We start from the raw sequence: 12849 nt of genomic DNA on the forward strand, positions 1-12849 counted from the left end.
CCTTACGGCTTGTCCTTGACGTCCTTGACCTGACCGATGGCGGTCAGGCTGGCGTCAAGGGTCGGCAGTTCGATCGTGCGGGCGCCCGCGTCGATCTGGTCGAGCAGCGTCTTGACCGCGGCAATGCGCCGCGACTTGCCGTCGAAGTACTTGTCGAGCGCGGCCTGCGCCACGACCACGTCGCCATGCACGGCCGACGCATTGCGCGCGAGCAGCGCCAGGCGCGCATTGAGCAGCCGCAGCTTGAGGTTCGCCCGCAGGAAGGCGCCTTGCTCCGGCGCCACGAGCATCACATCCGGGTCGTCCAGGCGGCGCACCTGCACCAGTTGCTTCAGGCTGCCGAGCATTTCGGACGACAGGCGGTGCCACGTGGCCACCCAGCCCGTCTCCCCCGCCCCGGCGGGGCCGCTGGCGTCCGCCTTCGGTGCGACGCGCTGCTCTTCGGCCTGCAACGGCAGCGTGTCGATCATGGCGATGGCCTGATCGAGTTTGCCGGTCAGTTGCGGCAGATCGGCGGCCGGCACGGCCTTGAGGCGGTCGATGTCCTTCTTCAGCGCGTCGCGCACGCCGGCGAGCTGCGGCGCGCCGGTGCGGGCCAGACGTGCATCCGCCCCTTCCAGCGCGATGAGCGCACCACGCACGTTGCCGGTGAGCTGCAACTGTTGGTTGGCGCTCGTGACGATTTGCTCGGTCTCGGCGAGCACCCATTCGTCGCGGTTGTGCGCGAGCTCCTGGTAGAGCTGCTCGAGCGCGGCCTGCTGGCTGCGCGAATCGGCCACACGCCCTTCGAGGGCCGTGAGCCGGTTCTGCAAGTCACGCTGGTTGTCGAGCGCCTGCGCCGTGCGCACCTGCGCCTGCATCACCTGCGCGTCGCCCGCCTGCTGCCGGCGTGCCATTTCCTGCTGCACGCGGTCGAGCTTCTGGTTGAGCGACCAGCCGCCAATGCCGGCCCCGGCCGACACGAGCACGAAAAGCAGCCACGGTAGCGCCGCCCCCGTGCCACGACGCTTGTGCGGCGGTTCGGGCGGTTGCCACGCCGGCGCGGCGCCCGCCGTACCGTAGGTCGCACCGCCCGACGCGGGGCTCGCGGTGCTGTTCGACGCCGCCGCGCCGCTCGGCGCCGACGGGTTTTGGGAAGACTCGGGAACGCGATTATCTGTCGTCATGCTTGACTTGAATGGGATCCGCCCATGTTTTGAGTGCCGCCAGCAAGTTCTCGTCGCCGGGCGCGCACTGCGTAATCCTATCAAACCCCGCTGCCCGCGCGGCATCTGCGATGCGCGCATGCGACGTCAAACACGGTGTCGCAAGGATTTGGGCAAGCACTTGCGGGGTGCCCGGCGTGTGCACGCCGTCACGCGTACCGTACCGCGCCGCGAGCAGCGTGGCCAGATGCCGCACCGCTTCGGAGCTCGTGAGCACCCATACGCACGGCCCCGGCAACGCCATCCGGGCTTCGAGCGCCGCCCAGGCGAGCGCGTCGGGTTGTGGCGCGCGCCGCGTGTAGGCGCTCACGATATCGACCTGCGCGCCGTGCGCGCGCAACGTCTCGGCAAGCAATTCCCGTCCGCCGTCGCCACGCACCAGCAGCACCCGACGCCCGGCCAGTGCCGCGAGGTCGATCTGTTCGAGCAACGCCTCTGAATCGAAACGCGCCGCGGGCCCGCCTGGCGGCACGATCACACGGTGCCGGGGCGGCGCGATGCCCGCCTCGGCAAGCGCCTGCGCACTGCCCGGCCCCACCACCGCCACCGGCAACGCCCGCGGCCACAGGTCGCCGGCACGGGCGTCGGCCGTGTCTCGATTATCGCGAGAATGCAGATGGACGAATCGCGCCAATGCGTGCGCCACGGCATTGGGTGATACAAACACGGTGAGCGCGTAGGAGGGCAGCGACCGCAGTGCGCGATCGAGCGCCGAGAGCGCGGCCGCGTCCGTCTGGGCAGCGATGTGCAGCAGCGGAAACGCCAGCGTGTCGATCCCTTCGATGTTCAACGCCCTGGCGAAGCCGTCCGCCTGACCGTCGGGACGCGTGAGAATCGCGCACAGCGCGCCTGTCGCGCCGGACACGCGGGTCCCGGCCGCGACGGGAGGCATTGCCGGTGCGCGCGAGCTCAAACGGGGGAGTCCTTCGGGTCGGACGGCGGCACCAACGCCAGTCCACCCGCATCGATCAGTTCCTGCGCCACTTGCCGGCCGAGCGCCTCGGCAGCGGCCACGTCGCCTTCGGCAACGTTCGCGGCGCCTTGCGCGCGCAGCACCGTGGCGCCGTCGGTCGACGCGATGAACGCGCGCAGCGCCAGGTCGCCCTGCGCGGTGAATTCGGCGAACGCGCCAAGCGGCACCTGGCACGAGCCGCCCAAGGCCCGCGACACGGCGCGCTCCGCGCTCACGGCCAGCGTGGTGCGGGCGTGGTGCAGCGGCGCAAGCCATTGCAGGATGTCCGGGCGTCCGGCCCGCACTTCGATGCCGAGCGCACCCTGACCGGCCGCGGGCAGGCTCGCCGTGGTGGGAATGACCGCGCGGATGCGCGCCCCGAGGCCGAGCCGCTTGAGGCCCGCCGCCGCAAGGATGATCGCGGCGAAATCGCCGCGGTCGAGCTTGCCCAGGCGCGTGTCGAGGTTGCCGCGCAACGGTGCGACCTTGAGGTGCGGATAGCGGGCGCGCAGACTCACTTCGCGGCGCAGGCTCGAGGTGCCGACCACGGCCCCGGCGGGCAATGCGTCGAGGCTGTCGTAGTCGTTGCTCACGAAGGCATCGCACGGATCTTCGCGATCGAGCACCGCGGCAAGGGCGAAGCCTTCGGGCAACTGCATCGGCACGTCCTTGAGCGAATGCACCGCGAGATCGGCGCGGCCGTCGGCCAGGGCGAGTTCGAGTTCCTTCACGAACAGCCCCTTGCCGCCGACCTTCGCGAGCGAACGGTCGAGAATTTGATCGCCTCGGGTCGTCATTCCGAGAATACTGACGCGGCACTGCGGATATAATTTGTGCAGCGCGTCACGCACGTGTTCGGCTTGCCACATGGCGAGGCGACTCTCGCGCGATGCGATCACCAGGGTTTCAGGAGCAGCGAAGTTCATTCAGCAACCGCGTGAATACCAAAAGAAAAAATGGTAACACGCTTGACCGGCCCCAACGGCCGGTCTCGAGAGGAGCGACATGAAGAGCAGCGCAAAGGCAAAAGCCCCGCGAGAGGGCCTCGCCAAGTCGGTCGGCAACACTCCCCCCGCGAAGGCAGCAGCCGCGGCACCATCCACTCCCCGCCCGGCGAAACGCGTGCCGGACGCCGCCGCGGCACCGAAGACCCGCCGTTCGCGCGAAGACAAGGACGCCCCGCTGCGCGAGGACATTCGCTTCCTCGGCCGCCTGCTCGGCGACGTCCTGCGCGAGCAGCAGGGCAGCGATGCGTTCGATCTCGTCGAAACCATCCGCCAGAATGCCGTGCGCTTTCACCGCGAGGGCGATCGCAGCGCCGCGAAGGCGCTCGACACGCTGCTCAACGGCCTGACCAATGAACAGGCGATCCAGGTGGTGCGTGCGTTCAGCTACTTTTCGCATCTGGCGAACATCGCCGAGGACCGGCATCACAACCGCCGCCGCCGCGTGCACGCGCTCGCGGGCAGCCGCGCCCAGCCGGGCACGATTCGCGCCGCGCTGCAAAGCCTGAAGGACGCCGGTCGCGCCGATCCCGCCACGCTCCAGGCCTTCTTCGCCAGCGCGCTCATCGTGCCGGTGCTGACCGCCCACCCGACGGAAGTCCAGCGCAAGAGCATTCTCGACGCGGAGCGCGAGGTCGCCCGCCTGCTCGAACATCGCGACGACGCGCTCACCGAGCGCGAATCCTCGCGCAACACCGAGTCGATGCGTGCCTACGTGACCACGCTCTGGCAGACGCGCATGCTGCGCAGCTCGCGCCTGACGGTGGCCGACGAGATCGAGAACGCGCTGTCGTATTACCGCAGCACGTTCCTGTCCGAAATTCCCGCGCTGTACGACGATGTGGCCGCCGAGCTGCACGACGCCGTGCCCAGCGTGCGCGCCGAAGGTCTCGGACGTTTCCTGCAAATGGGGAGCTGGATCGGCGGCGATCGCGACGGCAACCCGAACGTGACCGCCCAGACCCTGCAACTGGCCATCACGCGCCAGGCCACGGAAATCTTCGCGCACTACCTCGAAGAAGTGCACTTGCTGGGCGCGGAACTCTCCGTCTCGCAGCTGCTCGCCGGCGCCAGCGACGCGCTGCTCACCCTGGCGCGCCGCTCGCCCGACGACTCGCCGCACCGCACCGACGAGCCCTATCGCCGTGCGCTGATCGGCGTGTATGCGCGCCTGGCCGCGACCGCGCGCGAGTGGGTCGGCCACGTGCCGCATCGCGGCGCGGTCGGCGACGCAAGCCCATATCTCGACGCCAGCGAATTCATCTCCGATCTGAACACGGTCGTCGCGTCGCTCGTGGCGCATCACGGCAGCGCATTGATTTCGCAACGCCTCGGCCCACTGGTGCGCGCCGCCGAGGTGTTCGGCTTCCATCTCGCGAGCATCGACCTGCGCCAAAGCTCCGACGTGCACGAAGCCGTGATTGCCGAGCTATTCTCCAAGGCGGGCGTCGAAGCGAACTACGCGAAACTCGACGAAGCGGCCAAGCTTGCGCTGCTGTTGCGCGAACTGCGCGAGCCGCGTGCGCTCTTCTCGCCGTATCTCGACTACTCGCAACGCACGCGCGACGAGCTGGCCGTATTCGCCGCCGCACGTGAGATTCGCGCCCGCTTCGGCGCGCGCGCGGTGCGCAACTACATCATTTCGCACACGGAAACCGTGAGCGATCTGGTCGAAGTCATGCTGCTGCAAAAGGAGACGGGCCTGTTTCAGGGCGCGCTGGGCGGCAAGGGCGCGAAGGGCGTCGAGCCGAAGGTCGGCGCCATGGTCATTCCGCTGTTCGAGACGATCGCCGACCTGCGCAATGCGCCGGTCATCATGCGCGAGTTCTTCGACATTCCCGGCATGTCCGAGGTCGTGGTGCAGCAAGGCGGCGAGCAGGAAGTCATGCTCGGCTATTCCGACAGCAACAAGGACGGCGGCTTCCTCACCTCGAACTGGGAGTTGTACAAGGCCGAACTCGCGCTGGTGCGACTGTTCGAGGAGAAAGGCATCCGCCTGCGCCTGTTCCACGGCCGGGGCGGCACCGTCGGACGCGGCGGCGGCCCGACCTATCAGGCCATCCTCTCGCAACCGCCGGGCACCGTGAACGGACAGATTCGCCTGACCGAACAGGGCGAGATCATCGCGAGCAAGTTCGCCAATCCGGAAATCGGACGGCGCAATCTCGAGACGATCGTGGCCGCCACGCTTGAAGCCACGCTGCTGCCGAGCCGCAACCAGCCGCCGCGACTGGCCGCATACGAGCAGGTCATGCAGGCACTGTCGGACACGGCATTTGCCGCGTATCGCGACCTCGTCTATGAAACGCCGGGCTTCACCGACTATTTCTTCTCGGCCACGCCGATCGCGGAAATCGCCGAGCTCAACATCGGGTCGCGCCCCGCTTCGCGCAAGTTCTCCGACCCCAAGAACCGCCGCATCGAGGACCTTCGCGCCATTCCATGGGGCTTCTCGTGGGGGCAATGCCGCTTGCTGCTCACCGGTTGGTACGGTTTCGGCAGCGCGGTGAGCGCGTATCTGGACGACGGCGACGCCGCCGGCCGGGACAAGCGCCTCGACACGCTGCGTCAGATGGTCAAGCGCTGGCCGTTCTTCGCGAATCTGCTCTCGAACATGGACATGGTGCTCGCCAAGACCGACCTGGCCGTGGCCTCGCGTTACGCCGAGCTGGTACCGGACGAAAAACTGCGCAAGCGCGTGTTCAGCCGCATCGTGGCCGAATGGCAGGGCACGACGCAGGCGCTCGCGCTGATCACCGGCCATGATGAGCGCCTGGCCGACAACCCGCTGCTCGCACGCTCGATCAAGAATCGCTTCCCGTACCTCGATCCGCTCAATCACTTGCAGGTCGAGTTGCTGCGGCGCCACCGCGCGGGTGAGTCGGACGAACGCGCGCGGCGCGGCATCCACCTGTCCATCAACGGGATCGCGGCCGGTCTGCGCAACACCGGCTGACGCAGCGCAGACGCCGGGAGACGACGATCGAAAAACGTCGCCTCCCGGCCGATTCCCGGACATCTCCGAGCCCTCTTGGGAATCCACCCAACGACAAATCGACCGTTGGGAAGGTATATTTCGACGAATTCGACCAGATGGCTGCCCCGGGGGACCTCTCCATCATGCACTCCGATTCGACTGCGCCAGCGGCGCGCCACATCCCGACCCAGCGATCGCGGCGCACGGCTGCGGCCGTTGCCCTGTCACTTTGCCTGTTCGGCGCGACAGCCTCCGCCATGACCGGAACCCGTGCCGTCAGCGCGACGGCCGACACGGCTGCGACGACGATGCGCCGCGACGCAGGCAACCCGCGCGTCGCTTCGGCACTGTCGGCAACGGCGGCGTCCTCCCCGATGAATCCGACGCCCGCGTCCCCCTTCACCCATGCCGCGCCGCATGGCGTGCGCGGTTTCGCCGTGCGGCTGGTTTCGCAAGCGCTCGCCACGTCGTCGTCGGACGGCCCCGCCAGCCGGCGTCAGATCATCGATCCGGTACTCGATCCACTCATGAACGGCATTCTCGAGCGCCTGGCGATCGGCGAGGCGGTCGCGCGCACCAAGTTCGCCTCCGGCAAACCGGTGCAGGACCCGCCGCGCGAGCAGGCGCTGCTCGACAACGTGGGCGAACGGGCCGCGCAGTTCGGGCTGACGCCCGCACAGGCGCGCACCTTTTTCCGCCTGCAGATCGAAGCCGGCAAGCTGTTGCAGACGGCCCTGCTCGCGCGCTGGAAGCGTGACGGACAGGCGCCGGGCGAGCCGGTCGACCTCAACACACGACTGCGCCCCGCGCTTGACCGGCTGGGCACTTCGCTGATGCACGATCTCGGCCGACTGTGCTCGCTCCCTGACGATGCGACGCGCATGGCGCGCATTCATCAGGCGCGCGAGCGAATCGCAAAGGCGGCAAGGCTCGAAGCGCTGCAACGCGCGGCATTCGACGAAGCGACCTCCGGACTGTGCCTGTCGGCGCCGCCGCGTGTCTGGACACTGTCGTCCGTGCAGTAACACCCGACACGGGGCCCGGCGCCGGGCGTGTCGTGGCGCGCCCGCCGGGGCTGTATAATTGCGGTTTTCCGTGCATCGCCACGGTTCGCGTCAGTTCGCTTCAATCCGCCCTGGTGGGCCTCGATCAGCCACGCTACGACAATGACCTCCCAACTCCACAAGAAAGGCGAAGCCTGGTCGGCTCGCTTTTCCGAACCCGTTTCCGAACTCGTCAAGCGCTATACCGCGTCGGTGTTCTTCGACAAGCGCATGGCGCTGTTCGACATCGACGGGTCGCTCGCCCATGCCGACATGCTGGCCGCGCAAGGCATCATCAGTGCGCAGGATCTGGCGGACATTCAACGCGGCATGGCGCAGATTCGCGGCGAGATCGAGCGCGGCGAGTTCGAGTGGCAACTGGACCTCGAAGACGTTCATCTGAACATCGAGGCGCGCCTGACCGCCCTCATCGGCGATGCCGGCAAGCGTCTGCACACCGGACGTTCGCGCAACGACCAGGTCGCGACCGACATCCGCCTGTGGCTGCGCAGCGAAATCGACCGTATCGGCGAGCATCTCGGCGACCTGCGCCGCGCCCTGCTCGATCTCGCTGAACAGCACAGCGCCACCATCCTTCCGGGATTCACCCACCTGCAGGTGGCCCAGCCCGTGACGTTCGGCCACCATCTCATGGCCTACTTCGAGATGTTCAGCCGCGACGCCGAACGCATGCTCGACGTGCGCCGCCGCGTGAACCGCCTGCCGCTGGGCGCCGCGGCGCTGGCCGGCACGAGCTACCCCATCGATCGCGAACGGGTCGCTGCCACGCTGGGCTTCGAAGAGGTTTGCACGAACTCGCTCGACGCGGTGTCGGATCGCGACTTCGCCATTGAATTCACCGCCGCGGCCGCGCTCGTGATGACCCACGTCTCGCGCTTCTCGGAAGAACTGGTGCTGTGGATGAGCCCGCGCGTGGGCTTCATCGATCTGGCGGACCGCTTCTGCACGGGCAGCTCGATCATGCCCCAGAAGAAAAACCCGGACGTGCCGGAACTCGCACGCGGCAAGACCGGACGTGTCAATGGCCACCTGATCGGCCTGCTCACCCTGATGAAGGGTCAGCCGCTCGCCTACAACAAGGACAATCAGGAAGACAAGGAGCCGCTGTTCGATACGGTCGACACCGTGATCGACACGCTGCGCATCTTTGCGGACATGGTGCCGGGCATCAAGGTGCGCGAAGCCAACATGCGCAACGCCGCGTTGCAGGGCTTCTCGACGGCCACCGATCTCGCCGACTACCTCGTGAAGAAGGGGCTGCCTTTCCGCGACGCGCACGAAATCGTGGCGCATGCCGTGAAGATCTGCTCGGACCGCGACATCGATCTGGCCGACCTGTCGCTCGCGGAGCTCCAGAAATTTTCGCCGCTGGTCGGCGACGATGTTTTCGACTACCTCACGCTCGAAGGCTCGGTCGCCAGCCGCAATCACATCGGCGGCACGGCGCCCGCGCAAGTGGAGCGCGCCATTGCGGCAGCCCGCGCGAAGCTCGCGAAGTAAGCTCGCGACGTCAGCTCGGCGTCATCAGCAAAAATGCCACCCCGTGAACTGACGGGTGGCATTTTTTTGGGCTGACGCTTGAAATCGATGTGGGCACCCCCCCCCCGCGATACGTCGGAGATGGGCTTCCGGGCGGTGCGCGTACGCAGACGCACGGTCGCGTCGCTCAGAAGATTGGCAGTGACAGGAAGCCCTTGATGATGAGCGCATTCAGAATGTCGATAAAGAACGCACCGACCATCGGCACGATCAGAAATGCCAGATGCGACGGCCCGAAGCGCTCCGTGACGGCCTGCATGTTGGCGATCGCGGTGGGCGTCGCCCCGAGCCCGAAGCCGCAATGGCCCGCGGCGAGCACCGCAGCGTCGTAATTGCGCCCCATTACGCGGAACGTAACGAAAATCGCATAACTCGCCATCGCGATCGCCTGCACCACCAGAATCACGACCATCGGCAGCGCCAGCGTCGAGAGATCCCAGAGCCGCAGGGCCATGAGGGCCATCGCCAGAAACAGCGACAGGCTCACGTTGCCCAACACCGACAGCGAGCGCTCGAACACCTCGTAGCCGACCAGCGCCAGCAGATTGCGCACGACCACCCCGGTAAACAGAACGCATACGAACGTGGGCAACTCGAGCGCCGTGCCCGATAGCCAGCGGGCGATCACGTCGCCCCCCAGCAAGCAGATGGCAATCATGGCGACGGTCTCGATGAGCGCCTGCGCGGTGATCAGCCGCACGGTATGAGGCTGCTCGAATCCCTCCGGCACGTCCCCCTGTCCCCCCTGCCCCCCCTGCGCGCCGGGCACCCGGCTGCCCAGGCGCCCAACCAGATAGCGCGCCACGGGTCCGCCAAGCAGCCCGCCCAGCACGAGGCCGAACGTGGCACAGGCCATCGCGATCTCCAACGCGGACTGCACACCGTATCGCGACGTGAGCGTCTCGCCCCAGGCCGCCCCGGTGCCATGCCCGCCCGCCAGGGTGATCGATCCGCCCAACAGGCCAACCCCCGGCGGCAGCCCCATCGCCATCGCAAGCCCCACGCCGATGGCGTTCTGCATCACGAGCATGCCCGCCACGATCCCGAGGAACAGCACCAGCCGCCTGCCCCCCGCCTTCAGGCTCGACAGATTGGCCGAGAGGCCGATGGTCGCGAAGAACGCCAGCATCAGCGGCCCTTGCAGCGTCGTGTCGAACTTCAACTCGAAACGCCCGAACTCACGCAAGCCAAGCGTGCCGAGCGCCACCAGCAACCCTGCAGCCACCGGCTCCGGAATGCTATACGTGCGCAACGGCCCGATCCACTCCACCAGCTTGCGGCCAAGCAGCAGCACCAGCGTGGCACACACCAACGTGCCGTACGTGCTGAACACCCATTCCCCGGTGACGTCCATGACCTCTCCTGCGCGAAAAATGCGACGAGTTTAGCAATCCGAGTGTTTCGGAATGATGGGAAATATCTTAAATGGGAGCAAGTCGAGCGAATCCACCAATCGATGACAATCCCCCGCTCCGCAACAACTTACGACGATTTCGCGCATATTCACAGCGAGTTGACGAAGATTGCATCGTTACCATAGAACCGTGGCGTGGCCCATGGGCGATACATGTAATCCATTGCGAGCAAACCGGCGTATATGGCACGCGCAACGTGGCGCGCGCAAAGCAAAACGGCCCCGTGCTTTTCGCACGGGGCCGTTTCCGCCTCGACGGCGGCGTCGCCTTCAATCGATTCGCCGCGGTCTTGCGGCTTCTTGGCGCTTCTTACCGCTTACTGGCGCACGCAATCCACGAAGTACTCGGGGCGTCCGTCCACCTCCTCCACGACGAGCCCGTGGATGTCGGTATGGAACCCCGGGAAACGCTCGTTGAAGTCGCGCGCGAATCGCAGATATTCGATGATGGCGGCGTTGAAGCGCTCGCCCGGAATCAGCAGCGGAATCCCCGGCGGATAGGGCGTGAGCAGCACGCTCGTCACACGCCCTTCGAGTTCGTCGATCGGCACCCGGTCGATCTGGCGATGTGCCAGCTTCGAGAACGCGTCGGTCGGCTTCATTGCCGGCTGCATGTCCGAGAGGTACATCTCGGTGGTCACGCGGGCCACGTCGTTGGCCTTGTACACGCTATGGATCTGATCGCACAGATCGCGCAGGCCGATACGCTCGTAACGCGGGAACTGCGCCACGAACTCCGGCAGCACCCGCCACAGCGGACGGTTGTGATCATAGTCGTCCTTGAACTGCTGGAGTTCGGTCACCATCGAGTTCCAGCGGCCCTTCGTAATGCCGATGGTGAACATGATGAAGAACGAATACAAGCCGGTCTTCTCGACGATGATCCCGTGCTCGGCCAGGTACTTGGTGACGATGGCCGCCGGAATGCCGCTCTCGCCGAACTCGCCGTCCACGTCCAGCCCCGGCGTGATGATCGTCGCCTTGATCGGGTCGAGCATGTTGAAACCGTCGGCCAGATCGCCGAAGCCGTGCCAGCGGTCGTTCGCGCGCAGCACCCAGTCCTCGCGCTGGATCGTCCCCTCGTCGCCCAGGTTCTCCGGCCCCCAGACCGAGAACCACCACGAGTCGCCATACTCCGAGGCGACCTTGCGCATGGCGCGGCGGAAGTCGAGCGCCTCGACGATCGATTCCTCGACCAGCGCCGTGCCGCCCGGCGGCTCCATCATGGCCGCGGCCACGTCGCACGACGCGATGATCGCGTATTGCGGCGAGGTCGACGTATGCATCAGGTATGCCTCGTTGAAGCGATACGTGTCGAACGTGCGGGCCTCCGAGTCCTGCACCACGATCTGCGAAGCCTGCGAAATGCCGGCGAGCAGCTTGTGCGTCGAGTGCGTGGCATAGACGGTCGCTTCCGACGAGCGTGGGCGGCCTTCGCCGATCGCATGCATGTCGCGATAGAACTCGTGAAACGCCGCGTGCGGCAACCAGGCCTCGTCGAAATGCAGCGTGTCGATGTTGTTGCCGAGCAGTTCCTTGATCATTTCGACGTTGTAGATCACGCCGTCATACGTGCTCTGCGTGATCGTCAAAATACGCGGCTTGGCGTTCGGATCGCGCTCCAGCACTTCGCGCGCGAACGGGTTCGCCTCGATCTTTGCGCGAATGACTTCCGGCTCGAACTCCGACTTCGGAATCGGTCCGATGATGCCGAGGTGGTTGCGCGTGGGCGTGAGGAACACCGGCACGGCCCCCGTCATGGTGATCGCGTGCAGGATCGACTTGTGGCAGTTGCGGTCGACGACGACGATGTCGCCGGGCGCCACCGTGGCATGCCACACGATCTTGTTGGAGGTCGACGTACCGTTCGTGACGAAGAACAGATGGTCGGCATTGAAAATCCGCGCCGCATTGCGCTCCGACGCGCCCACCGGGCCGTTGTGATCGAGCAGTTGGCCGAGTTCTTCCACGGCGTTGCAGACGTCCGCGCGGAGCATGTTCTCGCCAAAGAACTGGTGGAACATCTGGCCCACCGGGCTCTTCAGGAACGCCACGCCGCCCGAGTGCCCCGGGCAGTGCCACGAGTAAGAACCGTCGGCGGCGTAATGCGTGAGCGAGCGGAAGAACGGCGGCGGCAGCGAGTCGAGGTAAGACCTGGCTTCACGGATGATGTGACGCGCCACGAACTCCGGCGTGTCTTCGAACATATGAATGAAGCCGTGCAGCTCACGCAGGATGTCGTTCGGAATGTGGCGCGAGGTGCGCGTCTCGCCGTAAAGGAAAATCGGAATATCCGGGTTGCGGCGGCGCACTTCCTGCACGAAGGCACGCAGGTTGATGATGGCCAGCGCCAGTTCGCCCTCGCCTTCGCCGCCCGCTTCACTGGAGAAAGTGCCGAACTCGTCGTCGTCGATGGACAGGATGAAGCTCGAGGCGCGGCTTGCCTGCTGCGCGAACGAGGTCAGGTCACCGTAGCTCGTGAGGCCGTTGACTTCCATGCCCTCGGCTTCGATGGCTTCCGCCAAGGAGCGAATCCCGGATCCGGAAATGTTCTCGGAGCGGAAGTCCTCGTCGATGATGACGATCGGAAAACGGAATTTCATTGGCGTTCCTTCGACAAAAGAACGAGCCACGGTCCGACACGGCCGTGGCTCTGGGGCATTGCGATTCGGGAGAGGCTCACCGGTGGCGAGA

The 12849-nt window shown here is 66.3% G+C and carries 8 protein-coding genes; 3 read left to right on the forward strand and 5 right to left on the reverse strand.

The window, feature by feature from the left end; translation table 11 throughout:
* Positions 1-2: 2 nt before the first annotated feature.
* From LV28_RS48445 to hemC, 3 genes are read right to left on the reverse strand one after another with little or no spacing between them, the layout of a single operon-like run.
* On the reverse strand, positions 3-1166 hold the full coding sequence (locus tag LV28_RS48445) for a uroporphyrinogen-III C-methyltransferase (protein ID WP_048806555.1): 1164 nt from the start codon (positions 1164-1166) through the stop codon (positions 3-5).
* The gene (locus LV28_RS48450) at positions 1153-2070 is read right to left on the reverse strand and encodes a uroporphyrinogen-III synthase (protein WP_048806554.1); all 918 of its coding nucleotides are present in this window, start codon (positions 2068-2070) and stop codon (positions 1153-1155) included. The genes LV28_RS48445 and LV28_RS48450 overlap by 14 nt, the downstream gene beginning before the upstream one ends.
* A 44-nt stretch (positions 2071-2114) precedes the next feature.
* Positions 2115-3083 carry a hydroxymethylbilane synthase gene (gene hemC / locus LV28_RS41680; RefSeq protein ID WP_023597101.1) on the reverse strand — a complete coding sequence of 323 codons (969 nt, stop codon included), beginning with the start codon at positions 3081-3083 and terminating at the stop codon, positions 2115-2117.
* A gap of 79 nt (positions 3084-3162) precedes the next feature.
* Between hemC and ppc the strand changes: the two genes are divergently transcribed.
* From ppc to argH, 3 genes are all read left to right on the forward strand, one after another.
* Positions 3163-6117 (forward strand): phosphoenolpyruvate carboxylase, encoded by a 2955-nt coding sequence (gene ppc / locus LV28_RS41685; protein ID WP_038620318.1) that lies wholly within the window; start codon positions 3163-3165, stop codon positions 6115-6117.
* 278 nt (positions 6118-6395) lie between these two features.
* Positions 6396-7163, forward strand: coding sequence for a chorismate mutase (locus tag LV28_RS48455; RefSeq protein WP_048806553.1), 768 nt, complete (start codon positions 6396-6398; stop codon positions 7161-7163).
* Positions 7164-7304: 141 nt separating this feature from the next.
* The gene (gene argH, locus LV28_RS41695) at positions 7305-8702 is read left to right on the forward strand and encodes an argininosuccinate lyase (RefSeq protein ID WP_023597104.1); all 1398 of its coding nucleotides are present in this window, start codon (positions 7305-7307) and stop codon (positions 8700-8702) included.
* Positions 8703-8868: 166 nt separating this feature from the next.
* Here argH and gltS read toward each other — a convergent pair whose 3' ends face one another.
* Both gltS and LV28_RS41705 read right to left on the reverse strand, forming a co-directional pair.
* On the reverse strand, positions 8869-10095 hold the full coding sequence (gltS, locus tag LV28_RS41700) for a sodium/glutamate symporter (RefSeq protein WP_038620315.1): 1227 nt from the start codon (positions 10093-10095) through the stop codon (positions 8869-8871).
* Between the two features lie 377 nt (positions 10096-10472).
* Positions 10473-12758, reverse strand: coding sequence for an arginine/lysine/ornithine decarboxylase (locus LV28_RS41705; protein WP_038620312.1), 2286 nt, complete (start codon positions 12756-12758; stop codon positions 10473-10475).
* Between the last annotated feature and the right edge of the window lie 91 nt (positions 12759-12849).

Source organism: Pandoraea pnomenusa, assembly GCF_000767615.3.
GTDB lineage: Bacteria > Pseudomonadota > Gammaproteobacteria > Burkholderiales > Burkholderiaceae > Pandoraea > Pandoraea pnomenusa.